Annotated in this window: 25 protein-coding genes; 9 read left to right on the top strand and 16 right to left on the bottom strand. The window is 41.3% G+C overall.

Annotated features, from left to right (window positions below; genetic code table 11):
- Window positions 1-96 precede the first annotated feature (96 nt).
- A complete protein-coding gene (locus tag V7K67_RS03440) occupies window positions 97-1,266 on the top strand; it encodes an S-layer homology domain-containing protein (RefSeq protein WP_334730413.1) in 1,170 nt (389 codons plus the stop codon).
- A 440-nt stretch (window positions 1,267-1,706) separates the two neighbouring features.
- On the opposite strand, the gene V7K67_RS03435 is transcribed toward V7K67_RS03440, so the two are convergent.
- Window positions 1,707-2,144 carry a CAAD domain-containing protein gene (locus V7K67_RS03435; RefSeq protein WP_334730412.1) on the bottom strand — a complete coding sequence of 146 codons (438 nt, stop codon included), beginning with the start codon at window positions 2,142-2,144 and terminating at the stop codon, window positions 1,707-1,709.
- Between the two features lie 1,028 nt (window positions 2,145-3,172).
- Here V7K67_RS03435 and V7K67_RS03430 point away from each other — a divergent pair.
- The gene (locus V7K67_RS03430) at window positions 3,173-4,897 is read left to right on the top strand and encodes a sensor histidine kinase (protein ID WP_334730411.1); all 1,725 of its coding nucleotides are present in this window, start codon (window positions 3,173-3,175) and stop codon (window positions 4,895-4,897) included.
- Between the two features lie 443 nt (window positions 4,898-5,340).
- Here V7K67_RS03430 and V7K67_RS03425 read toward each other — a convergent pair whose 3' ends face one another.
- From V7K67_RS03425 to V7K67_RS03415, 3 genes are read right to left on the bottom strand one after another with little or no spacing between them, the layout of a single operon-like run.
- Window positions 5,341-6,042, bottom strand: a complete 702-nt coding sequence (locus V7K67_RS03425) for a carbonic anhydrase (RefSeq protein WP_335165302.1) — start codon at window positions 6,040-6,042, stop codon at window positions 5,341-5,343.
- Between the two features lie 28 nt (window positions 6,043-6,070).
- A complete protein-coding gene (locus V7K67_RS03420; RefSeq protein WP_292743274.1) occupies window positions 6,071-6,382 on the bottom strand; it encodes a P-II family nitrogen regulator in 312 nt (103 codons plus the stop codon).
- A gap of 4 nt (window positions 6,383-6,386) precedes the next feature.
- Complete coding sequence (locus V7K67_RS03415) at window positions 6,387-7,355, bottom strand: sodium-dependent bicarbonate transport family permease (protein WP_334802868.1); 969 nt, start codon at window positions 7,353-7,355, stop codon at window positions 6,387-6,389.
- A 445-nt stretch (window positions 7,356-7,800) separates the two neighbouring features.
- On the opposite strand from V7K67_RS03415, the gene V7K67_RS03410 reads away from it, so the two are divergent.
- The 3 genes from V7K67_RS03410 (at window position 7,801) to pcrA (ending at window position 10,777) form a co-directional block, all read left to right on the top strand.
- Entirely contained in the window at window positions 7,801-8,010 is a 210-nt protein-coding gene (locus tag V7K67_RS03410) for a hypothetical protein (protein WP_334730404.1), read from the top strand.
- Window positions 8,000-8,350, top strand: coding sequence for an acyl carrier protein (locus tag V7K67_RS03405; RefSeq protein WP_334730403.1), 351 nt, complete (start codon window positions 8,000-8,002; stop codon window positions 8,348-8,350). The genes V7K67_RS03410 and V7K67_RS03405 overlap by 11 nt, the downstream gene beginning before the upstream one ends.
- 102 nt (window positions 8,351-8,452) lie before the next feature.
- Window positions 8,453-10,777 carry a DNA helicase PcrA gene (gene pcrA / locus V7K67_RS03400; protein WP_334730448.1) on the top strand — a complete coding sequence of 775 codons (2,325 nt, stop codon included), beginning with the start codon at window positions 8,453-8,455 and terminating at the stop codon, window positions 10,775-10,777.
- A 49-nt stretch (window positions 10,778-10,826) separates the two neighbouring features.
- Here pcrA and V7K67_RS03395 read toward each other — a convergent pair whose 3' ends face one another.
- The 9 genes from V7K67_RS03395 to V7K67_RS03355 form a co-directional block, all read right to left on the bottom strand.
- Window positions 10,827-11,120 carry an antibiotic biosynthesis monooxygenase family protein gene (locus V7K67_RS03395; protein ID WP_334730402.1) on the bottom strand — a complete coding sequence of 98 codons (294 nt, stop codon included), beginning with the start codon at window positions 11,118-11,120 and terminating at the stop codon, window positions 10,827-10,829.
- Window positions 11,121-11,450: 330 nt separating this feature from the next.
- A complete protein-coding gene (locus V7K67_RS03390) occupies window positions 11,451-12,071 on the bottom strand; it encodes a hypothetical protein (RefSeq protein ID WP_335165259.1) in 621 nt (206 codons plus the stop codon).
- Entirely contained in the window at window positions 12,046-12,558 is a 513-nt protein-coding gene (locus V7K67_RS03385) for a transposase (protein ID WP_335165257.1), read from the bottom strand. The genes V7K67_RS03390 and V7K67_RS03385 overlap by 26 nt, the downstream gene beginning before the upstream one ends.
- A gap of 775 nt (window positions 12,559-13,333) precedes the next feature.
- The gene (locus V7K67_RS03380; RefSeq protein ID WP_335165255.1) at window positions 13,334-13,882 is read right to left on the bottom strand and encodes a transposase; all 549 of its coding nucleotides are present in this window, start codon (window positions 13,880-13,882) and stop codon (window positions 13,334-13,336) included.
- Between the two features lie 71 nt (window positions 13,883-13,953).
- Window positions 13,954-14,790, bottom strand: a complete 837-nt coding sequence (locus V7K67_RS03375; protein WP_335165253.1) for a CheR family methyltransferase — start codon at window positions 14,788-14,790, stop codon at window positions 13,954-13,956.
- Complete coding sequence (locus tag V7K67_RS03370; RefSeq protein WP_335165251.1) at window positions 14,790-15,863, bottom strand: protein-glutamate methylesterase/protein-glutamine glutaminase; 1,074 nt, start codon at window positions 15,861-15,863, stop codon at window positions 14,790-14,792. The genes V7K67_RS03375 and V7K67_RS03370 overlap by 1 nt, the downstream gene beginning before the upstream one ends.
- A gap of 31 nt (window positions 15,864-15,894) precedes the next feature.
- On the bottom strand, window positions 15,895-17,196 hold the full coding sequence (locus tag V7K67_RS03365; RefSeq protein ID WP_335165249.1) for a methyl-accepting chemotaxis protein: 1,302 nt from the start codon (window positions 17,194-17,196) through the stop codon (window positions 15,895-15,897).
- Between the two features lie 34 nt (window positions 17,197-17,230).
- Window positions 17,231-17,683, bottom strand: a complete 453-nt coding sequence (locus V7K67_RS03360) for a chemotaxis protein CheW (protein WP_335165247.1) — start codon at window positions 17,681-17,683, stop codon at window positions 17,231-17,233.
- The gene (locus V7K67_RS03355; protein WP_335165245.1) at window positions 17,676-19,862 is read right to left on the bottom strand and encodes a chemotaxis protein CheA; all 2,187 of its coding nucleotides are present in this window, start codon (window positions 19,860-19,862) and stop codon (window positions 17,676-17,678) included. Before V7K67_RS03355 ends, V7K67_RS03360 begins: the two co-directional genes overlap by 8 nt.
- A 134-nt stretch (window positions 19,863-19,996) precedes the next feature.
- On the opposite strand from V7K67_RS03355, the gene V7K67_RS34285 reads away from it, so the two are divergent.
- From V7K67_RS34285 to V7K67_RS03340, 4 genes are all read left to right on the top strand, one after another.
- Window positions 19,997-20,134, top strand: coding sequence for an IS1/IS1595 family N-terminal zinc-binding domain-containing protein (locus V7K67_RS34285; RefSeq protein ID WP_442943741.1), 138 nt, complete (start codon window positions 19,997-19,999; stop codon window positions 20,132-20,134).
- A gap of 562 nt (window positions 20,135-20,696) precedes the next feature.
- Window positions 20,697-21,062, top strand: coding sequence for a response regulator (locus V7K67_RS03350; protein WP_335055229.1), 366 nt, complete (start codon window positions 20,697-20,699; stop codon window positions 21,060-21,062).
- Between the two features lie 6 nt (window positions 21,063-21,068).
- A complete protein-coding gene (locus V7K67_RS03345) occupies window positions 21,069-21,674 on the top strand; it encodes a chemotaxis protein CheX (protein WP_335165243.1) in 606 nt (201 codons plus the stop codon).
- Between the two features lie 42 nt (window positions 21,675-21,716).
- A complete protein-coding gene (locus V7K67_RS03340) occupies window positions 21,717-23,333 on the top strand; it encodes a hybrid sensor histidine kinase/response regulator (protein ID WP_335165241.1) in 1,617 nt (538 codons plus the stop codon).
- Window positions 23,334-23,754: 421 nt separating this feature from the next.
- Here V7K67_RS03340 and V7K67_RS03335 read toward each other — a convergent pair whose 3' ends face one another.
- From V7K67_RS03335 to V7K67_RS03325, 3 genes are all read right to left on the bottom strand, one after another.
- Complete coding sequence (locus tag V7K67_RS03335; RefSeq protein ID WP_109012790.1) at window positions 23,755-24,120, bottom strand: retroviral-like aspartic protease family protein; 366 nt, start codon at window positions 24,118-24,120, stop codon at window positions 23,755-23,757.
- Complete coding sequence (locus V7K67_RS03330) at window positions 24,117-24,434, bottom strand: hypothetical protein (protein ID WP_109012791.1); 318 nt, start codon at window positions 24,432-24,434, stop codon at window positions 24,117-24,119. The genes V7K67_RS03335 and V7K67_RS03330 overlap by 4 nt, the downstream gene beginning before the upstream one ends.
- A gap of 109 nt (window positions 24,435-24,543) precedes the next feature.
- Window positions 24,544-25,143 carry a hypothetical protein gene (locus tag V7K67_RS03325; protein WP_335165237.1) on the bottom strand — a complete coding sequence of 200 codons (600 nt, stop codon included), beginning with the start codon at window positions 25,141-25,143 and terminating at the stop codon, window positions 24,544-24,546.
- Between the last annotated feature and the right edge of the window lie 298 nt (window positions 25,144-25,441).

Below are 25,441 nucleotides of genomic sequence, written 5' to 3'. Positions count from 1 at the left end.
ATTACAAATTACGAATTAAAAAAGGGCTGGTGTAAAAGAGTCATCTGTGGCTTAATTTGTTTAGACACAAATTTTACTGCTACCAGGGTAATCACGATGACAAATAGACCTCCTTCCGAACCGGAGTCATCTCAAAAAACTGCCCTTGGCTTTGATGAATTTATAGCCATTCTGATTGCCTTCAGCACTGTTGGAGCGATTCTTTTTTGGTCATTGTCCCGCAGAGATTCTAGCTGGAACTTAAACGGGCTACTCCTGCCTTCTGCCACACCATCTTCTAGTGTTCAACCAAATCAAGTATTGCCCTCTCCTACTGCCAAAGTAGAACCTAATGTAGTCCCCCGCAACCTTCCCTATTCTCCACCTGAGGCTGTTGTTGAACCCACCACACCTTCATTTCCAAAGAACAGTGCAACTCCTTGGGGCACAGCATTACCATCTGTTCAGGTAATCCCGACTCAATCTTCACAAGCACAGACACCTGTATCTCCTTCAACAGAACTTGAGTCATCAATTAAATTATCGGCGTTGCCTTTAGTCACTCCAGCAAAACCAAAATCAATCATTCCGCCGCCAATTGCATTTAACGATGTGCCCGATAACTTTTGGAGTCGGCGTTTTATAGACGTTCTTTCTGCCCGTGGAATTCTCAAAGGGTTTCCTGATTATTCTTTTAGACCAAATCAGCCTGTAAACCGCGCTGAATTTGCTGCCATACTAGAAAAAGCCTTTGACCAAGAACCGTCTAAGACTGCGATCGCATTTCAAGATGTACCAACAAAATTCTGGGCAACTCCAGCAATTGACCAAGCCATCAGCGCCGGATTTCTCAAAGGCTATCCGAAAAAAACCTTCAAACCACAACAAAATATTTCACGAGTACAAGTTTTAGTTGCCCTTGTTAGTGGGTTAAATTTGAAAGCCCCCACTTCCCCAAATCAGATTATTAGTCTCTATAAAGATGCTAAAGATATTCCACCTTATGCTATAGCTAAAATAGCCACTGCTACAACCAATGGTCTGGTAGTTAACTATCCAAATCCCCAAGTCCTCGATCCCAACAAAGTAGCTAGTCGGGCGGAAGTGGCAGCGATGATTCATCAAGCTTTAGTAAAACGGGGCAAATTGGAGGCAATTACATCTCCTAATATAGTGCGTAGGCCTAGCCCGCCGCAGGCATCGCCCAAAATATCTCCAGAACTTTCCCAGAATCCAAAAGCGAACCCAAAGGGTAAATTGCCCACTGGAGGTTTGTCTCAACAATAATTCGTAATTCGTAATTCGTAATTCGTAATACTCGCCTCCGGCGAGAAGCAAGCTACATAATTCGTAATTAAAGCAAGGTTAAGAAGTAAAAAGTAAAAAGATAATCCCCATAAATAAATTCAGGGGAAATGATTAAGTCAGTATTATTTCTTGCGCTATGGGTCTCGAAATAAATGTTTTTATTTCGTTCCATAAATAAATTTAGTTGCTTGTTACCATTTTGATTTTTCTTTATGAGTGCCTTTTAACTTTTTACTTTTGCCTTGTTCGGTCAGAAAGAGTGAGTTCTATACGAATTGTTAATGAACTTAGTAGGGCATTTTGAGAGAAGCCTGAACGCCGACTTCTGGCGTTCAGGCTTCGCTAATTTGGAATTAGGGCGTACTCTTACACAGAAGCAAGCTACGCGTGGAGTCTCATAGAGAAGCGATAATTAGATATTAAGCTTCTGGAATTTGTTTACCGACAACTTGTGATTTAAGAGTGGTTATTTCACTAGTTAACTCTTTCCTGGTTGAAGCTTTGAGTAAATAGCGGTAAACAAACCAGGCAGAGTAACCAATACCAATCAACTCAAAAGTAGGTGCTACCAAAGGGATATCATTCAAAGCATCTAATATTGCCAAGAGTACTTTAACCCCAACAATTGATCCCACAATTAAACCAACTGTTACCAGGGGTTGCTTATATTGATTAAAGAAGCTTCCCAGATATTCTGGTAATGTTGCTAAAAAGGTAGAAATTTGCTCCCCGTATTTTAGCCATTCGTCTTGAGACTGTGCAGAAGGCTGAAGTTTGGTGATGGTTCCCGCTTGGGTGTTGATCTCTGCCACTGTATTCTCTTTGGATGCGGTTTCAGTAAATTCTTGTTCTGGCATTTTCACTCCTATTAATTTGACAGTTGAGTTTTTCTAATCTGGATAATTACAACCAAAAGGCTGTTGATTAAGTAATGCACAAGTGCATCAGTACAATTGGGTGAAGGACACAAAAGGGTTTTAGTGTCCTATAACCATAATTAACCCTTAATATCTACTGCATCAACTACAAGGTAGATAGTCAGTAAGAGGATAGAACTCAGAAGGCAGAAGGATGTATTATAATCAACTTCCTGAGTTCTATTTTTGGAATCAACTGGAATCCTCAATTTGTGATTATCCCATTCCGTGTCATTTGCTCATAATCGTACTAAATATAAGTACAAATCATGCAAAAATAAGTTCACCTCTCATTTATATAAGCCTAGAAGCCGATTTTATCTGATATTAAAGCTATCTTAAGCCGCGTTCGTCAATTAACCCATTTGTATTGATATTAATACGTAATAAAAGTTTTTATGTGTTCACACAGACTAGACATTTGACCTGTTTTATGATATGTGTGGCTGGGACTGGGGATTGGGAGGATGAGGGGGATGAGGGGGATGAGGGAGCAAGGGAGAAGTTGCAGTAAGTTTTTCCCCTCCGCCCCTCTGTCTTGTGTGCCCAATGCCCAATGCCCCATACACAACAAGTGTCAAACCTTTTGTTTTTTTCCTGATTGTATTAATTTTATAAGGAAGCAGTAAGGTAGAGTAATGGCGTAAGTGATGGCAAGAACTCATTGCTATCAATCGCATATTGAGGAAAGTAGTGTGGTAAGGAGAAGATGCTCTCAGGTGGGTCTTTAGTGCAGGAAACTACATCGTTGCTGTTGAAAAAAGTAAATTCTGTTTGATGTAGTAAGTATACTTAGTAGTTTTGATATAAAAATTACTTTTTAGTATAAGGTTATGCTAATTATCTAGTAAGCAATGATTTTCTATTGCGATAAAAGAAGATAATGTAGATGTTAATGACTAATTGAAGTGTTTGCACAAGCTAGGCTAATTTGATTATTTTTGCGGGAAGGCAAGGAGGTTTGAGACATGCCAACTCAAAAGCCAACCCCTATTGACAGCAGTTCAGAAAGCAAAAAAGTGTCAGCCGAAGAGTCATCGATAGACGAACTCCCAACTATAGAATTTCCCTCACGAGGGAAACTCAAAGCTAGTTCTTGGCGCATCCATCAAAAAATTGGCTATGGGTACTTTGTAGCTATCGGAATTGGCTTTTTTGGCTCACTGACTGGGTTAGTGATTGCTAATTACTACCGGGGAAGGGAAGTTAGACAATTCAATCAAGCTTATGAACAAGGACAATTACTGAGTAATTATAAAGATGCAGTAGTCGGGGCACAGTTAAATAGTTCTAACCTAGTTGCTGTATTAGAAAATTCGCAACAACTGCAAAGCAAAAAAGCTGATTTTCTGAAGAATGTTGAAAAAGCCAAGCAACTAGAGTCAAAAATTGGCGGATTTATCGATAGTAAGCCTAAAAGACTAGCAGCAACAAGTTCGACTTTACAGACGTTATTGCTGGATTACAAGAATAATTTAAAAGCCTACGTTGACCAAATAGAAGTTGTATTACAGAAAATTGACTCTAAAAAAGTGCAGCCTCAGCAGATTGACTCTGCCCGATCGCAGTTATTGTCAATTATGCGTGGTGAAACCGCCATGCGGCTAGAGCAGCTTTCGCAGAACTTAACTAACATCCTGCAAACTGCTGAAGATCAAGAGCAAGAAAGGCAAAAAGCCGTTGAGCAAGCGAGAATAGTTGAGCGATTCATCGTGATCGTGAGTATGCTGGTTTCGGTAGCGATCGCAGCTATTGTCGCTTGGCGTACCAGTCGAGCGATCGCAGAACCAGTCATCACTGTAACCCAAGTAGCTGAACAAGTTGCCAGGAAACATAATTTCGATTTACGAGCGCCCGTTACCACTGAAGATGAAATTGGCCTACTTGCCAAATCTCTAAATCGTCTGATTGAGCGAGTATCTGAGCGAACAAAAGAACTACAACAAGCTAAAGAACTAGCCGAAGCTGCTAGCAAAGCAAAAAGCGTATTTTTAGCTAATGTCAGCCACGAATTACGCACACCATTAAATGCTGTCATTGGCTTAAGCCAACTACTAGAAGACGACGCTACCGATCTTGGTTTATCGGCAGACTTTATCACAGACTTAGAAACAATTAACGCTGCTGGTAAGCATCTACTGCACCTGATTAACGAAATCCTCGACTTATCAAAAATTGAAGCGGGGAAAATGACCCTTTATCCTGAGACATTCGAGATTGCGACGCTGATTCATAACGTTGTCCTCACAGTCAAACCAGCTATCGAAAAAAATGCCAATATTTTAGAAGTGGATTTTGATGAGCAACTTGGCACAATGTACGCCGATCAAACTAGAATGCGGCAGGTATTGTTAAACTTACTCAGCAACGCCAGTAAATTCACTACAAACGGCAAGGTGACGCTGACAATCAACAGAGAAAAGGATGAATTTCGACCGGAGGCTCCTTTGGGTAGCATTACTTTTACCGTTACCGACACAGGTATAGGTATGTCTCACCGTCAACAGCAGCAGTTATTTCAACCTTTTACCCAAGGTGATACCTCGACTACGAAAAAGTATGGAGGTACGGGACTGGGTTTAGCAATTAGCCGCCACTTTTGCCAGATGATGGGTGGTGAGATTATTGTCAAAAGTCAGCCGGGAATTGGCTCTACTTTCACCATTCGTCTGCCAATGACTGTGCAGGATTAACACTATCCTAAGTGTAAAAATTCTCGGGTGTGTTACGGTTTCGGTAACACACCAAATTTTATGTATTACCGAAAGATGCAAAATCTCTGGCGGAATGTCTGGATGTCAGACCATCTCAAATGCAGGATTGGTTAAACAAGGCTGTGAGTGAAGGGAAGGTCAGAAAAATTAACAGACCAGTCGCTTATATAGTCAATAAACCAGCAACTCAACTTTCTTTATTATGATAGTGTCACAGAGGGTACTTTTGTTTTAGTGAGAGATTAGAGGGAATTCTGAGTATTCAAAATCTCAAGTATATAAGAAAACATACACGTAATTAGTCAAACGTTGAATCGATGCCTCAAAGTCCTCTAGATTCATTCATGTCTACAGCGATCGCCATTATTTCTCACGGTAAACTAAAAGCGATCGCCACTGTCTGAAATTTGAGGTTTGCCTGATTAAGTAATAATATTTACCCTCCCTGTATCCAAATCGTAACGACCCCCGACAATTTTCAATTTGCCGGACTGCACCTGCTCAGTTAAAAGCTTTGAGTGCTTCAACCGTTCAATTTGATATTGCACATTTGCCACCACAGCGTTTTCAACCGCATCACCAGGCTGATTTTCGACCTTTTTCACGGCTGGCTTAATTGCCTTAACAAAAGTACTAATATCACCGAGTAATGATTCGTTTTGGACAGCGGCGGTAACAGCCCCACAACGCTCATGGCCCATCACCATCAGCAGCGGAGAGCCTAATAAGACAACCGCATATTCAATACTGCCGATCGCTTCATGTGTGGCAATATTTCCGGCAATCCGCACATCAAAGATGTCCCCAATGCCTTGATCAAAAACAATTTCTGCGGGTACTCGTGAATCCGCACAACTGAGAATGGTTGCAAATGGATGTTGAGCTTGAGCAACTTCCTGCAACCGCAGCGCAGATTGATCGGGGTATTGAGGATGATGATCGACAAATCGCTGATTTCCCTCTATCAGCTTTTGTAAGGCTGCATCGGGACTGAGGGATTCAGGGGAAGTTGAGGGGATTTCGGCAGCTTTCGCCTGCTCTACCCGCCAGAGTAAATCGCTGGCAGTTAGCATCATTCCAAATGCTCCGGTCATTCCCAACTTCAAAAAGTCACGACGTTCCATGAAATGTTTCATTGAATTTATAACTCTCTTACAGAGACGCGATACATCTGACAGAGCGAATTTCCATCACATCGGAAACGTAACAAGTACCTCCGAATTTATTCAGGAGTGGTCTGATATTTTCGACAACACGCTTGAGTTCTTCTGGCATACAAAATGCGAGGATGTAAACATTATCAAGCATGGTCATGTCTAAATCTTCTGTCGTTCCTCGTAATCCTTTACCAACAACATTCCTAATGACGGCATGGCTATGTACACCTGACTTGTCTAAACTATCTAAAATTTTGGCAAGTTCAAAGGAGTTGGCGATAATTTCTATCTTTTTAACTACGTGCATATTATTACCTCCAGAATAGGTTAATTCCGTAGAGATATAGCGGAATTCCCACAATAATATTGAACGGAAATGTGACTGCTAGAGCGGTAGAAACATATAGGCTGGGATTTGCTTCGGGAACAGTCATCCGCATCGCCGCAGGCACAGCAATGTAAGAAGCGCTGGCACACAATACAGCGAATAATAGCGAATTTCCCGGAGGCATACCGATGAATTTGGCAATCACTAACCCAATGCCTGCATTGAGTATTGGAATTAGTATGGCAAATAAAATCAGGAAAACTCCGGTTTTTTGCAAGTCTTTAATTCTTCTGGCAGCCACCAGTCCCATATCCAATAAAAAGAAGGTGAGAATGCCATAAAACAACCCTTGAGCAAAGGGTTCTAATACGTGCCAACCACGTTCTCCTGTCAAGACGCCGATTAAGAGGCTACCGACTAGTAGAAAAACTGAACTATTAAGAAATGCTTCTTGCAAAACTTCCGACCAAGCAAACTCTCGCTTTTCATCGGCGGTGAATATACTCACCAAAATCAGACCAACAATGATCGCTGGAGATTCCATCAGGGCAAGAGCTGCTACCATGTAACCATCATACTGAATACCAAGCTCAGTGAGAAAAGCGCCGGCAGTGATGAAAGTGACGGCACTGATAGAACCGTAGGTTGCTGCGATCGCCGCGGCATCGTAAGTATCCAGTTTCCACTTCAGGATAAAAAAGGTGTAAATTGGAACAAAACAAGCCATCAACATTGCTGCCAGGAGTGTTAGAATTACCTCCTGATTCAGTCCGCTTTTGATTAGTTCTACCCCTCCTTTAAAACCAATAGCAAACAGCAAATACAACGAAAGGAGTTTGGGTACTGGTGGGGGAATTTCCAAATCAGACTTGACAAAAACAGCAGTCATGCCTAAAAAGAAAAACAAGATTGGCGGATTCAAAATGTTGGATACAATTAAGCTAAAATCCATATCCACCCCTCTTTATACTGGTAAAACCTGCAATTAAAGAAATTTTTCATCTTTAAAAATTTAACGGTTCAATGATGATGTATCGTGTATTGCCACCTAATGTCAATTGGGTACTCAAGGAGTGAATAGTCCGATTGGTGACTATACTCTCAGTTAGGTATGTACAGCGTTTTGCAAGCAAATAAATGACGGGCTAGGGAACATTGCCGTATCCCCACGAAAATCTTTAGGGGCAATTTATTAATTGCCCCTACTGTTGACAACAGAACAAGTTAGAGCTTGCCTACCATGTTTTGATGTTTGATTCCCCGTCGCTGATTTTACGACACAACGCGCAGGAATAACTAGCGGCTAACTTTTCTACGTAGAAAAGTTAACGTATTGTCGGGACATGAGCCGGAGCAGCCGAGTGCAAAACGGAGCTAGAACAGTTTAAACTGATAAAATGCTGGAAGACCCGGAAAAACCAAAGGAAATCTGGACTGATTATGTTTGGGCTGACACTGAAGTAGAAGCTATGCAAAAATGTCAAATAAAAGCACAAGAAGCGACTGTGGAAGGGAAAGCACTCGTGAAGTTAATTGGTCAACCCAAGAAAGTAGGTAAAGTAAAACGTTACGAATGCCAATTTGAGGGAGAGATTTATGACGCTTGAGCTTCCAGTCATTCCGAAACCTGGAGAAGTATTTTTAGCAGTAGAACTGACTGCTGTGCAAAATATGACTCTTGCACAAACCCTGAAGTTATTGGAAGATATGGGCTACAACCCGTCTTTGCGATATCGGCAATCCCCAGATGGTAGGGTTTGTGTTTATGCTCTGCTCAGACATGATTTTGTCAATCCAGAAATCTTGCAAAATTCTGATTATCTTGGAGAACAACTAGATGCCTTAGCTGAGGTAATTGAACCTGCTGATGCTATTACATCACCTCGTGGCATTAGTAGCGCCAAAATACCTGCTGTTCTGGTTAAGAATATTGCCAATCTTTATTGACCAAGTTTCGTTAGGATATTGTAACCTGGGCAATAGCAACTCTTTATTGATGTGACACCAGGCGTAGGCGTAGCCCGTCGGAGACATCGCTTTTTCACATCCATGACAACAACCCTCGACTTTCTCAGTCACCTTAACCCTAGTCAACGTCAAGCTGTCGAACATTACTGCGGTCCGTTGCTAGTTGTTGCTGGCGCAGGTTCCGGTAAAACACGAGCGCTGACTTATCGCATTGCAAATCTGATTCTGAAACACCGCGTTGATCCAGAAAATATCCTAGCGGTTACTTTTACCAACAAAGCCGCGCGGGAGATGAAAGAACGGATTCAACGGCTGTTTGCCGAACAACTGGCGATGAAGCAACACGAACAGCGATATGATTTGTTGACAGAATACCAACAAACGCTACTGCGATCGCAAGTTTATAAAAACACGATCAAAGACTTATGGTGTGGCACTTTCCACAGCCTATTCTCTCGCATTCTCCGTTTTGATATTGAAAAATATGTAGACGAAAAAGGACGCAAGTGGAATCGCAATTTCTCTATCTTTGATGAGTCGGATGTGATGACTCTGATCAAAGAAATCGTTAATAAACAACTAAACTTAGACGATAAGAAATTTGACGCTCGGTCTGTTCGCTACGCTATTAGTAACGCTAAAAACCAAGGTTTATCACCTCAAGAATTTGAGCAAGAACAACCCAACTATCGCGGACGGATAATTGCCCAAGTTTACAATTTATATCAAGATAAGTTAGCAGAAAATAACGCTCTCGACTTTGACGATCTAATTCTTGTACCAACTAGGTTATTTCAACAAAACGAGCAGGTATTGGGTTACTGGCATCGCAAGTTTCGTCATATCCTCGTAGATGAATATCAAGATACTAACCGCACTCAGTATCAACTCATTAATTTATTAGTTACTAATGGCGAAACCAAAAAGAGCGAATGGGAATGGGAAAATCGCTCAGTTTTTGTTGTCGGTGATGCAGACCAATCAATTTACAGCTTTCGGATGGCAGATTTCACCATCTTGCTAGGATTTCAGGAAGACTTTGGCGATGGTTTGGTAGATGATGATACCCGAACGATGGTTAAGCTAGAAGAAAACTATCGTTCTTGTGAAAACATTCTGCAAGCGGCTAATGAACTGATTGAAAATAACACCCAACGAATTGATAAAATCTTGAAAGCGACGCGGGGGCCGGGTGAACAGATTACTTGTCATAAAGCCGATGAAGAACTTGCAGAAGCGGCATTTGTGATTCATCAAATTAGCACTTTAGAAAACCAAAATCCAGAGTTAAATTGGGGTAGTTTTGCCATACTTTATCGGACAAATGCCCAATCTCGCCCCTTTGAAGAATTGTTGGTGAAATATCAAATTCCTTATACAGTTGTAGGGGGAATGAGGTTTTACGATCGCAAAGAAATTAAAGATGTCATTGCATATTTAAGAGCGATCGCTAACCCCTCTGATACAGTCAGTTTATTACGAGTGATCAATACTCCCCGCCGAGGAGTTGGCAAAACCACTATTGATGCTTTGATGAACGCCTCCCAACAATTAGGGACAACTCTGTGGGAAATACTCAGCGACGAAACATCAGTTAATACATTAGCCGGACGGGCGACAAAAGCTGTAAATAACTTTGCCGCCATGATTAGCCGTTGGCAAGCACAAATCGGCACACTTCCCGTAACTGAGGTTTTGCAAGGAATATTAGAAGATTCTGGTTACGTTCAAGACTTGATGAGTCAAGGCACAGATGAAGCCACAGATCGGGTACAAAACGTCCAGGAACTTTATAATGCTGCACTGCAATTTCAAGAAGAGAACGAAGAGGTTTCCCTGCGAGACTTTCTGAGTAGTGCTGCCCTCAGTTCCGATTTAGATAACTTAAAAGAAGGACAGACAGCCGTTTCTTTGATGACTTTGCACGCTTCCAAAGGTTTGGAATTTCCCGTAGTGTTTTTGGTGGGATTGGAACAAGGGCTATTCCCCGGCTACCGTTCGCTAAGTGATCCCGCATCTTTGGAAGAAGAACGCCGCTTGTGTTATGTGGGGATTACTCGCGCCCAAGAGAGGTTATTTTTATCACACGCACGGGAACGTCGTTTGTATGGTTCTCGTGAACCCGCCATGCGATCGCAATTTCTCGACGAATTACCAGAAGAATTATTATCTACCAAACGCGCGAGTCGTCAAAGTTATACCAAAAGTGCTTCTACTCCCAATGGAAAACAAAACACAAAGCAGAATTGGCAAGTAGGCGATAGGGTATTACATAAAACCTTTGGTCTGGGTGAAATTACTCATGTTTTCGGAACGGGTAGTAAGATGTCTGTAGCAATTAAATTTGCCAGCTTAGGACAAAAAATTGTTGACCCAAGAGTAGCGCAGTTACAAAGGGTAGAGTGATATGGTCGCAGAACCCCGACAACCTTTACGAAGTCGGGGATCTTGTTTTTCATATTTCAATTTCTTCAAAGTGTTCAACAATGGGAGATGGATCATAAAAATGATGTAGAAGTTTTTTCCACTCTTGAAACTCGGCAGAACTTCTAAATCCGACAGTATGAGATTCTAAAGTTTTCCATCTGACAAGTAATAAATATTTACCTTTGACTTCTATACATTTATGCAATTCATGTGATAGATATCCGTCCATTGAGGAAATAATTTTAGAAGCTTTTTTGAAAGTAGCTTCAAAGTCGGATTCTAAACCGGGTTTGACATGAAGAATAACTGCCTCAAGAATCATATAGTTTTACAGTGAGTATTAAGCTAATGTTATTTAGTATAATGTGATGTCTACAACGGGCTACGCAGTATTAATCCGTCTTCCACAGTAACAGCAAATAAAACCTTGCTCTTGCAACAAGGAATTATGTACATCGGTTTTTTGTGGTTTGCTGAAGTTCTCCCAACTTGGTTGCCAACTGGAGTTTAGACTAAGCTATGCAAAACGACCCAGCAGGGCTGAGTTAATCAGAGACTTAGCGAAATTATGAATAATCTTTAGTATTAAACCGCAACTGATGGCTCTTTACGTGGTCGTGTTACGGTTTTTTTAACAATCGGGCATCGGTTTTTACGGGGACGCTTTTTTCCGGGTTCCCAACCAGGGGACTTTCCGCGAGGTTTGGGTGGAAGGGCTGGAGTACCAATGGCGGCGAAAACTCCTCCCATAGCTTGAGCAACTCAACGAGCGAGTCAAATTCCCCTGAGACTTTTGCCAAGGTAAAGGATTATCAGTAACGATATCACGGGCTAACCACAATTCCCAAGTCATCAGAGGCATTAGGTCACTCCAGCGCTCACACTGCTTAGGAGTACTTAACTTGGGCGCAGTCCAATGTAAGCGTTGTTTCAAAAAACGATACCAGTGGTCAACAGTAAAGCGACGCAAGTAAAGACACCAAACTTCCTCTAGTGGTGGCATTTCTTCTCCAACCCAAGCTAACCACAAAGGTTTGGACACTCGTTCATTGCCTTGTGCGTCGAGACGTTCAACCCGCAGGAGTAACATCGGACGCGCTGCCGCTTTACGAAAATGTAAATTCTTCCAGAGGCTAACCCTTACTCGTTGTAGTTTCGGATCATCCAATTCTAAAACAGATTCTGCATCACTCCATGTCGTGGATTCATTAAGTTTGAATTTAGACCCGTGTTTCTTGGGACGTCCCTTACCCGAATAAGCTTGACTGTTCACCCCATAAACAAAGATTTGAGCGCAATCGTACCAAAATATCTGCGGGAATACTGCCAGTTTTTAAGACAAAAGGCGCACACCCATATTCACTATCCCAAACTGAAATCGGTCTAACAGGTAAATATTTACACACCTGTTTTAGTTGCCAAATCGCTTTTGAGATTGGACTTTCCCCACTTGTGATCCGTTCATGTCTCAAAGGTAGTGCCCAACTACCTGATTTTTCAGGTATCCAGGCAATTGTGCTATATCCTTGACCAATGGTAATCGGTTTATTTCCTGCTATGGATGCGCCACTATGCTCATAAGTCCTCTCTTGTAACGTTACTGCATCTGGGCGCGACCAGTTTGTATGATCTCCTGCTAACAATGGTCGTCCCTCTGCTGGGATCTGTTTGATATATAGCTGCATCAATTTCTGTCTCTGTGGTCTGCTATCTTGGGGTAAATATAGCGAAGACACTGTTGGCGAAATATTGCTTAACATTAAAAAGTGATAAAAACCAATCAATTTGGCAATTTGGAGAAATCGTGACTTCTTGCAGCAGTTTTGGCAGCAATCAGAAACTGTCAACCAGATGTTTTATTTCTTGAATAAATCGATTAAGTGCTTTCTGTGCTGCTTTGTAAGCTGAAGCTTGCCGTCCCAACTTCAATTCAAATAAAATGCGAAGCGCTAACGCGCCGCTCCGCTAACGCGTATCGCCTCAAAATCTACAACGTCATGCACAAAGTTAATGGCGACCGTTCCTTAAGCTCTAAATTTTCTTTTTGAAGATTCTGTACTTGGGCAATGAGCCTCTCCATTTCCTGGTCGTACCGTGTAATACTCGGCAATGGTTCAAAAAAATCCTGTGAATCAGAAGTAGAAATATTTGAATTTTTCCGTGTAATACATGGGTTGACGTTACTTCTAACTATTTCCTCTAGATAGTCAGCCCTAGTTAATCCCAAGCATTCAGAGGCGATACCTAACGCCTTCCAGGTATCATCTGTTAGTCGTAAAGACGCACCTCGCGGTAATCCGAGCTTTTAATCGCAAACTTCCCTTGAATATCCCTTTTCATCTTTTTCATAGGATATGCTTACCATGTATTACACGGTAATTTTAAAAATCTTTTTAGTAGTTGTCAACCGTGTATTACATGGTAGAGTTGCTTTGACTTATTCTTTAATCACCTTGAGGTTGCAATTGTTTGAAACGAGATGAGCGAGTTTTAGCAAGAGGTATACCATTTAGCCAAGCATCCAACCGTACTAAATTAAGCGCACAAGCAATGAAAACCTGCATCAAGTGAGTTTTCTTTAAACCGATGTAGCGAGATTGACGTAGTGCCGAGCGCCGTAAACATAAGTGAATGTGTTGATTCAATGCCTGCGCGTTGGTTGTAAGTAGCTTTCCATTCAGGTGTTTTTTGAGTTTGTCGTCGAGTTTGGAGTGCTATATGTTGCACCTGTGGAAGAAGAGTCAACTCCCGTGGTTCGGTTTTTGACTTAGTGCAAGATGAACGAACCGGACAATTTCTGCATATTACGCCATTAAACCTCACACGAATAACAGGTTTCCCACTAACGTCTAGCCCTAGTAACCATTTAGTATTTTGGTGTCCTTGGGGACAGGTAACTTTCTCGTTATCCCAGTCTATTTGAAAGTTAGAGCTATCAAATCCTTGTTGAGCCTTGGTTTGCCAACTGGGATCTGACCGCACCGGGCCAATAATTTCAATATTTACGTTGCCAAAATTGTTAAGCAATATTTCGCCAACAGTGTCTTCGCTATATTTACCCCAAGTAATGGCGATTGCTGGCAACTGCCTAATGTATAGAAAATATTGCTGAATTCTGGCTCCTGACTCCTGAATTCTGTTTCGATAAATCCGGGTTAAGCATTGTGTAATTGATAGCAGATACCTTTGTTAAATGAAACCTGCTTGAATGAGTCATCCAGGTTGATAATCGTCTCAGCGCTGCCGAGAAACAGGTAGCCATCTGTTCTTAATTGCTGTTTTACCTTTTTCAGCAAGGCCTTCTTGGTCGCCATATCATAGTAGATTAAAACATTGCGTAAAAAGATCACGTCGATTTCGGGAAGGGATGACCAAGATTCCATCAGGTTGATCTGACGAAACTCTGGCATCTGGCGAATTTCGGACTTGATTTGCCAGTCACTATCTAGCCTCTGAAAGTACTTGTCACGGAGATTTTTAGATAGTCCACGGTTAATTTCAAGTTGGTTATAATGCCCTTTTTCGGCACGCGTTAAAACTTTGGTAGAAAAATCACTAGCAATTAGCCTGATAGACCAATTGGTAAGTAAGGGAAAATGTTCACGAATTAGCATAGCGATGCTGTAGGGTTCTTGTCCATTAGAGCAAGCAGCACACCAAATGTTTAGCGATCGCTCAATGGCTCGTTTTTTGATTAACTCTGGTAGTATGTATTGTCTCAGTGCTTCAAAAGGATGATGATCTCGAAAGAATGAGGTTTCGTTAGTGACTAACGCCTCGATTGTCTGGATGTGAAGATTGTTAAAGGGTTGAGTCTTTAAATATCCCACCAGTTCAGAAATGAAAGTGAATCCTGCTGATTCTGCAATTGGCTGTAAATGTAGCTCCGCTAGGTAAATTTTATTAGCAGACAACACAACTGCTGAATGATCGCGAACTAATTGACGAAGATACTCAAAATCATCGGTGCTTACGCTCTTAGTCTGTTGCATTACAGACCTGAAATAGAAATTTTATGGTCACGAATTCGCCGCATAATTTCAGTTGCCATTTGGTCAAGGGTGACAACTTGATCGGCAAGTCCAGCATTAACCACAAAACTAGGCATCCCCCACACTACGCTACTAGCTTTGTCTTGTGCTAGCACTTGTCCACCCGCCTCGCGGATACACTTACAGCCATGTAACCCATCTTGCCCCATACCTGTAAGGATGACTGCGATCGCTCCGGCACCATAAACCTCTGCTACCGAGCGCAAGAGTACATCTACTGAAGGACGACAGGAATTTTCGCTTGGTGCTTGATGAGTAGCAAGTCGAACCACACCTTTGTCGCGTTGCACAACTAAATGAAAATCTCCCGGTGCAATCCAAGCTTGTCCAGCTTCTAATACTACTCCAGGAACCGCTTCATTGACTGGGATTTGACATTTAGAAGATAATCGTTCAGCTAATAGTTTCGTAAACATGGGGGGCATGTGTTGCACAATCAAAATGGGAACTGATAAATCGGCTGGAAGTTCTCTAAGCAATACAGTCAGGGCATTAGGCCCTCCAGTAGAAACCCCAATTGCTACAACCTCTACCCGCTTGGGATTGGTGTAAAGGGGAAAAACAACTGGATGAGCAACCGTGCTTGGTGTTGTCAATGGAGTCTTTTTTGCACCAAATACTTTGATTTTGGGAATTAAATCCGCTTGAATATGTTGATTTATCGCCTCTACATTTCCTAAGTTACTAGGTTTTGTGGCATAATCTGATGCCCCTAAAGAGAGAGCTTCGAGTGTGGCGATCGCTCCAGCCCGTGTAGAGGTACTGAACATAATCACTGGTAGGTGGGGATAGATTTGTCGAATCGCGGAGAGAGTTTGTAAACCATCCATTTCTGGCATTTCGATATCCAGGATCACAATATCAGGATTGACCTGGGGAATTTTGGCAAGGGCGATGCGACCGTTAGCAGCGACTCCTACCACTTCTAGTTCTGGATCGATGGACAAAATCTTACTGATTCGACTCCGAACTACTACCGCGTCATCAACAACTAGTATTCGGATTTTGGGCATTGGGGATTGGGGATTGGGGACAGTGAAAAAACTAATATATGAACTGGCTAACAACTTTCTGCAAATCTACTGCCATGCGCGATAATTCTGTGGCTGCCTGTAATGTATTACTCGTGCCAATCGTAGTACTTTGAGTATTCAATGCCACAATTGCGATATTTTTGGCAATATCAGATGTTCCTTTGGCTGCCTCAGCAATATTGCGGCTAATTTCATTTGTAGTTGCTGTTTGTTCTTCAATAGCGCTAGCGATCGTGCTTTGAAAGTCGTTGATTTGATTGATAATATCAGTAATCTGAGTGATGGCTTGAACGGCAGCTTTTGTATCTGTCTGAATCGCTTCAATGCGCTGGCTAATATCTTCTGTCGCATTTGCTGTTTGTTTGGCTAATTCTTTCACCTCGTTTGCCACTACAGCAAATCCTCTCCCGGCATCTCCGGCTCTTGCGGCTTCAATTGTAGCATTGAGCGCCAGCAAGTTTGTTTGCCCAGCGATCGCAGTAATAACTTTAATTACTTTGCCAATTTCGATGCTGCTTTGACCCAGTTTATTAATTGTTTCATTGGTGCGGTCAGCAGTTTTAACTGCTTGAGTCGTGACTTTTGCCCCTTCCATGACGGTCTTAGCAATTTCTTGAATGCTGGCATTCATCTGCTCTACCGCAGTCAAAATTGTACTGCTATTCTGGCTCACCTGTTCGGCGGAGCTAGATGCCGAGGTTGCCTGTTCAGAAGTTTGTTCGGCGTTTTGGGTCATTTCTGTACTAACTGCGGTCAATTCTTCTGATGAAGAGGCAACTGCCGTTGCCACCTCTGCCATCTGTCTGATTGAAGACCTCAAGCTGCTAATCATCTGATTGGCATTATCTGTGAGTTGCTTAAAATCTCCCGCATTGCGTTCTTCAATTTGTTTGGCTAAATTTCCTTGGGCAACGACAAGGGTTACTTCATTAATACTTTTGATCTGCTCTTTTAAATTTGTAGACATTTGGTTGAAGTTATCAAGCAATCCTTGCCAACTCCCCTCTGCTCCTTTGACAACGGCTTGAGAGCCGAGCTTCCCTTCAGTACCAATTTCGGCTGCCAAGCTAGAAACTTCTTGGGCAAAGTTCTGGTTGAAACTTACCAATTCATTAAAAACCAAGACAATTTCACCTAGTTCATTATCCTCAACAGGTAAACGGACGCTAAAATCACCATTTTTTACAGATTTCAGTGCTAATAGTAACGCTTGCAGTTGCTCTTTTGTTACACCGTCATCAGTCGGCGAAGCCACACTATCTTCTGAAGAAGATTTAGAGTTGGCTGTTTTTGCAGCCCGATTCGTAGTCATTGCAAAGCGCTCCTCAATTACTCGTTAACGTGATTTATAAATTAACATTTAGAATTTTTTCGGCATCTAAAACTAGCAGAAATCCATCTGGGAGAGGGTAAGCCCCTGCTAGCATCCAACGCATTTTACCTTTTAAGGTTGTAGGTGGGAGTTGAAACGTGTTCTGTGGAAACTCTAAGACATCACCAACATTATCGACGAGTAAACTGACTACTTCATCCTCAAAACTTACAATAATATTAAATCCCTGGGCTTCATCTACAAGTTTTATATTTGATTGTGTCTGCGGCTCACTCATCTCTAATCGGCGTTGCAAATCTATTACAGTAATAATTTGTCCACGTAAATTAATTAAGCCACAGATATCTGGTGGGGCTAAAGGTATACGAGTTATTGCTTGTGGGCGAATCACTTCTTGAACGTGTAGGACGTTAATACCAAAATAAACTCCTTTGAGAAAAAATGTACAAATTTGTTGTTCAGCCATTAGAAATCAATTGCAACAAATGAGGGTTAGCAATACGAATTACAGCCTCAATGTCAAGGATTTCTGTAATTTTACCCTGAAATACAGCGTACAAAAGCACACCTGGTCTACTAGAGACACCTGTAATTGTCAGTGGTTCTTCTACAATGTCAAGAATCCGCTCAACTACTAGCGCCACGCTGAGTTCTGCGGAGGGGGAGACAATCACTATCTGGAGAGTTTCTGCAACAGTTGCCTTAGTCCGATCGCGGAGGTCATTCTCATAATTATGGGAAAATACTTTGTGCAGGTCAATTAGCGGCAAAATTTTACCGTAAGACTGCACGACATACTGATTACCCACTTTCTCTACCGCAGAACAAAGAATCTCTTCGAGCCGAAAGGCAATGGCCAGGGGAATGCCCATACGAGCGCCTTCTGGCCCCTCAAACAATAATATTGTTTGGCGATCGCTAACTTGGTCTTGGTCTTTTCTGGCGTTTTCAATCAATAACTGCTGCTTTTGTGTTGCGGTTACACCAAATCGGTTGGCCAAACCAACAACATCAATAATTAATGTCACTGTGCCATCCCCTAGAATAGTGGCTCCGGCAAATAAAGATAGCGCCTTTAACTGTTTTCCTAGAGGTTTAAACATAATGTCTTGGATGTCTTCAATTGTGTCCACAACCAATCCAAATTGATAGTTATCAACTTGCACAATTACCAGACTGAACATTTCCAAGTTGGTATCACTATTGGGGATTTGTAATACTTGATTAAAATAAACTAATGGCACAAGAGTGTCCCGCAAGCGATATACAGGAACATCGTAAAACATCTCAATCTGATTAACTGCCTGTGTTTCTAGGCGTATTAGCTCTTGTATACTTGCTTGGGGAATGACATAGCGATCGCCACCACTGCTGACAATTAATGCGGGAATAATTGCTAAGGTCAGGGGAATCTTAATTTTGAATGTCGTTCCTTGTCCTTTCTGGCTATGAATTTCAATCGTCCCGTTAATTTTATCAATATTATTTTTGACAATATCCATCCCAACTCCACGCCCAGAAAGGTTTGTCACCTGTTCTGAAGAAGAGAAGCCGGGTAAGAAAATTAAGTTTATCGCTTCCGACTCACTCATGGACGCGGCTTCGACGGCGCTCACTAAGCCAAGTAGCTGCGATCGCCTTTTGAGTTTTTCTACATCGATCCCACGGCCATCATCGCCAATTTCAATATTGACTTTGCCGCTTTCATGAAAAGCTCTTAAAAATAGCCGTCCCACAGATGACTTTCCAGAAGCAGTCCGCTCAGATGGGAACTCAATGCCATGATCTATACAGTTGCGTACTAAGTGAGTCAAGGGGTCTTTAATCGCTTCAATAATGCTTTTATCCAGTTCAGTATCTATCCCCTCCATGTCAACCTTAACTTGTTTACCGGAAGCGATCGCTAAATCGCGGGTGACGCGAGGAAACTTTTGACAAATGGTACTAATTGATTGCAGTCGAGTTTTCATGATCTCTTCCTGCAACTGGGATGTCAGAAGACTCAGGTGTTGGCAAGTAGCAGCAAAGCTACTATCCTTAAACTTTGTACTAAATCCGATCACCTGATTACGGGTTAAAACGAGTTCACCTACGAGGTTCATCACCTGATCTAGCAGGTTAACATTGACTCGGATCTGAGAAGATTCTGATGCTGTCAAGGTTGAGACTTCAGGGAATTCATTATTGAGATACGTAGTATCAATATCTACCTGTAATTCTTGCGGATTAACAGCAGATGCGATCGTCGCCTGCTCAGTTGACTGTAATTGAGTTAAAGTCGTAATGAGTGCTGAATAATCGCGATCGCCCTCATGCCTTGTTGCTTCAATTTGGGACAGAATTTGCCGAATGCTGTCAAATATTTGCAATAACGTATTGATGATCGTGGGGGTAATTACTATCTGGCGATCGCGTAAAGATGAGAGCAAATTTTCTCCAGCATGAGCAAGTGATTCCAATTTGGGAAAAGGTAAAAACCCGCAGTTTCCTTTAATTGTGTGGAGTGAGCGATAAATGCGAGCTAGGGCTTCTCCTTGTTCTAATGTTTTCTCTAGAGAAATAATATCTTGTTCAATTTGATTTAGATTTTCATAGCTCTCAATGAGGAATGCTTCTATATCATCGTTAATTTCAGTTAACTCCATTGCCTTCTAAATTAAAAATTTATATCTTTTGTATTCATTCTAATTTAATTTTAAATCTCAGCAATCTACCGCTTTGAGATTATGTTTAGATTTTTAATGCTGAATAGTGTTATCTTAATGGTAAAGTAATAAATATGCAATGTCCTGGTTGCTATTCAACTCAAACTTTCAAAAATGGTTTTCGTAAAGGTAGACAATGTTACAAATGTAAACAATGTGGTCGTCAGTTTATCGAATCTTACCAATTTGATGCTGCTAGTCCAACTATATGAGCCGGCGAAAAATCGAGCGGACAACTGATATTCACCACACGAAAATTTTGCATTGACTTTGTAAGTCCAGGCTCATCGGTGAGAGGTTAAGATAATCTTACTTTTGTCAATTAGAAATTATGCTTAAAATTTGGAAAGAGCCGAGGTATGAAGTTAACTGTTGTACTGAAATTATGGGTTAAGAATAAATGATGCGTATCAAGATGACGCGTAGGCAAAGCCCAACCTAGGCATCGCCCAATCAAAAATTCTGTTTCTAACCCCGATTTCAGCAATATTTTAAGTACTATTGCTTATTGACAAATTGTATCTGACCTTAACCTCTCACAAATGGTCCAGGCTTGGCTCCGATGAAATTTTAAAAACTTAACTAAAGTTTAGTTACTTAGTTACACCGTATATCATTAATTTATCAGGCGATGAATTATTTAGGAACTATTTTTAAGTGGATAAGCTAGGTTTAAATTATTTATTTGATGCTCAAGATTTTATTTAATTAATGATATCAGTTAATTGAGATAAATCAACACTTATTGAGGGAAAATCTAAAAGGGTAGAGATAATGACATTAGTTTTGATTATTGATGATGCAGCCTTTTCTCGCAGAATGATCCGTAAGTTTCTACAAGTTGATGGTTACGAAATTATAGAAGCAACTAATGGGCGTGAGGGATTAGAATTAGTTCACCAACGCAAACCAAATTGCGTATTAGCGGATCTACTCATGCCAGACATGAATGGGTTTGAATTTCTGCAAGCTCTACAAGATGAAAAATTAAAAATTCCCACAATTATCATCTCAGCTGATATCCAAGAAGGGGCGCGCAATCAAAGTTATAGTCTTGGGGCGATTAACTTTATTAATAAACCAGCAAAAGAAAATGAGCTGCGAAAGGCAGTCCAGCAAGTTATTAATACTAAGGAATGAGTTTTGATGAATGTAACAGCAGAAGAACTAGATGCACTACAAGAATTGATTAATATTGGAGTTGGTCGAGCCGCAAGTCTGCTGAATGAGATGGTAGACTCTCACATTGGCCTCAAAATTCCGTATGTAAAGGTATTAAGTGCTACTGAAACTTATCAGGAATTAGCAACACGATTCCATGATGACAGCTTGGCATCTGTAAGGCTAGGCTTTACAGGTTCTTTTTCTGGTGCTGCGGGCTTGATTTTTCCTACTGACAGTGCATCATCACTAGTTGCAGTGCTTACAGGTGAAGAACCAGGTTCGCCCGATCTAGATGCGGTGAAAATTGGCACTCTGAGCGAAATTGGTAACATTGTGATCAACGGGGTAATGGGTTCCCTTAGTAATGTGCTAAAGCAGCATGTGAACTATACATTACCTATTTACTTAGAAGATACAATTGAAAACTTATTATTATCTACTTATGAAAGTGACTCCAAAATATTGCTAGCACAAGCTCGGTTCATCATTGAAGAGTTAGAAATTATTGGGGATATTATTTTAATCTTTCACGTAGGTACATTTGATGCGCTGCTCAATGCGATTAATGATGAAATTGCAGTAATATGATAGATAAAATATGATAAAACACTGAAGATTTTTGAACAAACAATGAATATTATAGAACAAGCTAACGAAAGATTTAGCCTTTTAGATAAAATCCCTTTAGGAGCTTTTGTTCTACAGTCAGATTACATTGTTTTATTCTGGAACTGCTGCTTAGAGGAATGGACAAAAATTTCTAGAAATAAAATTTTAGGAACTTCTATTCATGAATATTTCCCTCATTTGAATCAACCTCGTTATACTAGTCGCTTAGATCAAATTTTTCAAGGCGGGCCTCCCGCAATCTTTTCTTCTCAATTGCATAAATATGTTATTCCTATACCGTTATCTGAAAATAAATATCGCATTCAGCAGACAACTGTAACTGCTGTGCCTGCAACGGATGGAAATAGGTTTTATGCCCTTTTCTCAATTGAAGATTTTACAGATTTAACTTTTCGAGTTCAGGAATATAAAAACTTACGAGATCAAGCACTAGCAGTAGCGGAAGAACGCCAGAAAGCGCAACAAGCAGCTGAGGCAGCAAACCGCATCAAAGATGAATTTCTGGCAATTGTTTCTCATGAACTTCGTTCCCCTCTTAATCCAATTTTGGGTTGGGCAAAGCTACTGAAAAACCGCTCATTAAACGAAGCTACTACTGTGCGTGCCCTTGAGACAATCGAACGCAATGCTGTACTACAGGCTCAGTTGATTGAAGACCTATTAGATATCTCCCGCATTCTTCGAGGCCAGCTAGCACTTAATTTAGAAACTGTTGATCTTGCTTTTATTATTGAAGCTGCTTTAGAGACAGTGCATTTGGCAGCAGAAGCAAAGTCTATTCAAATTAATCTTTATCTCGATATAGAAATTGGACAAGTTAAGGGTGATGGTAGTCGTCTTCAACAAGTTGTTTGGAATTTACTCTCTAACGCCATTAAATTCACTCCATCCGGTGGAAAAGTCAAAGTCTACTTAGAACAGATTGATTCTCAGATACAACTAAGAATCTGTGATACGGGTAAAGGTATTAATCCTGATTTTCTGCCACACGTATTCGAGTATTTTCGTCAGGCAGATAGTAGCACAAGCCGAAGTTCTGGCGGATTAGGACTTGGTTTAGCGATTGTGCGCCAACTTGTCGAGTTGCATGGTGGTAGAGTTTGGGCCCAAAGCCCAGGCGAAGGGCAAGGCGCGACATTTACAGTTTGCTTACCAGTGGTTCAACAGAGTCGGGAATTAAAAAGGGAAGATAAGAATATATCTGACGATTCCTATCTATTCTCTATGCTCCATGCTCCACTAGAAGGGGTAAAGTTATTAGTTGTGGATGATGATGCTGATACGCGCGAGTTTCTTGTTTTCCTATTGGAACAGCACGGAGCGATCGTGACGAGCGCAGCATCCGCTAGCGTTGCACTCGCTATAATAGCACAGTCAAAACCAGACCTGTTGTTGAGCGATCTGGGTATGCCAGAAGTTGATGGCTACGCTTTGATCAAAAAATTACGGGCAATGCCTGCTAATAAAGGTGGACAGATTCCCGCGATCGCTCTAACTGCTTACGCCGCAGAAACTACACAAAAACAGGTTTTAACCGCTGGATTTCAACTTCATATCACTAAACCAGCCGACCCCTCAAAATTAGTAGCTGCAATTGCAGCACTTGTTGAGGACTAACTGCTTAATCAAAAGTTTAAGGGCAACTTTAAAGTTAATGGTGAAAGATTCTCTGTTGAGCTAATCAAGGGCTGGATGTACGAGATTGTTGGGGCTGGTTTAGCCGATTGGATTGGTGAAGGAATCATCAAGCTCAATCAAATTTAGCCGCTTTGGTGTCAGCGTGTCTCCTCCCAAAAACCCCCTTTTTTCGCGGACATCGGACACCAGATACCACAGACACTAAACCCTAAAAGCCTTATACAGTATGGACACGTTCAGACATTAGAGCAGACACACAGCGGACACGTTTTGACACCAGATGTCTGTGACGTGTCCATTGTGTGTCTACCAGACACTAATAACAAATCTGCCAACAAATAGACAATTGATAAATTTTTAAAAATCTTGAGGGATTTTTCTCTCTTTTTATCGGTCGTAGTTATCCCAACGTCAATTCACCCGACTGTATATCAACGACTAACCGACGATTTGTTAACCATTGACGACCGAGTAAAACTTCTGTTAAATCTTTGCCAACATGTACAGGGATGTCAAACTCTTGACCATCAAATAGTACTTGACCAACATAGATGTCAAATTTTACATCTCCCCGTGCAGTTCGCATTGTTTGCTCTCGTAAACGCTCCCAACCAAGTGCATCTATATCTTGGTCATTAATCGCTAACCAATACGAAAAACCTGTATCAAACATCGCCTCAACAGGTAATTCTAATCCATCTGATGTTATTAAATTAATTTCAAAAAGTAGTGCATCCTCATCACCAAAAAAACCGGAAATCGTCATATCGTGCCGCAAGCCCCAGACTCATTAATCCGAAAAGTATAGTGGATTTTGCCTGGATGCTGTTGGCGACACTGTAATGAGACTACTTCTAAATCTTTATCAACAAAATATTCTCCACTATCCGGTTCAACTGCAACAAACCAGTTGTAGTGAGTTTCAATTAATTCTGATTTTACTCGCTCAAAAATAGGTTGACAACGTTGGTAAAAAGCCTCGCGTTCGGCTTCACGTCGTGCAAATTGTTCCTCATTCCATTGGATTTCGGGAAATATTCTCCCCCTACGGACAACACGGGTAGACTTGGTTTCTGTCATGCTTTTTACCTATAAACCAATATCTCTTATTTTAACGGTAAAGCTATCAAAGAGTGAACCTGGATTTCCGCCTCAGCTGCGTTTATTAAAATAATCATCGCTGTCGGGTTCAAGTAATTGGATGATACAATCCCGTTTTTTGATTAAATTCCCAGCCAATACCAGAAGTATCCTTGCGCTTAGACCATGCGAAAAAAAGCGGCGCGGGTTGACTTTCTCTTTCCTTACGAATAGTTTCTGGAGTTACCCCTAACCTTGAAGCCAAACTTTCTTCTGTAATTGGCTGAAACTTAACAGGTTGCCCTTGATTATAAGAATTGCCGTAGTATGACTTACCCCGCCTTGGTTGATTATTAATATTACTTTGAAGCTGCATAATTACCTCGGCAAATTGTGCTAGCCGATTATTTATAGAGTCGATTTTTTGTTCTAAATCGGCGAGATGCTGGTTACTGGATGCATCGCTACTAATATCACCCGACAAACGTAATTCTAGATTATCCAGACGAGAGCAAATCGTCGATATGTTTTGGGAGAGGTGATTGTGGGGACTACCCCTGCCATTATCTAACGCTGCTATCAAATCATCTGCATAGTGAAGCACCTCGAAAGTAAGTCCTTGTCGGTGCAGCCGGGATAACTCCCTAACTGCTGGAATCAGGGGAGTGGGTACGCGGATCATCTCGCTGGGTTTGTTCTCGTCAGACATAGTGATATCGCAATTGATAGCAACAGCTATCGATATCAAGTAGATAGCAATGCTATCAACATATCAGGAATTGGATCGAGAAAGCATTGTTCGCTCGACCATTTTTAATGCAGAGCAAGGCGCGAGAGAATTGCATTCGTACCAAGTGACTTACAGCACTTTAAAACAATTAAAGTCCAAATCATAACGACTGCGGATTAATGACTGGAGTTTAGACTAAGCCATGCAAAACGACTCAGCAGGGCTGAGTTAATCAGAGACGTAGTGAAACTATGAATAATCTTGAATATTAAACAGC

Origin of the sequence: Nostoc sp., assembly GCF_036917155.1 — a bacterium.
Classification (GTDB): Bacteria; Cyanobacteriota; Cyanobacteriia; order Cyanobacteriales; family Nostocaceae; genus Nostoc.
This window is presented reverse-complemented; position numbering and strand designations above follow the sequence as displayed.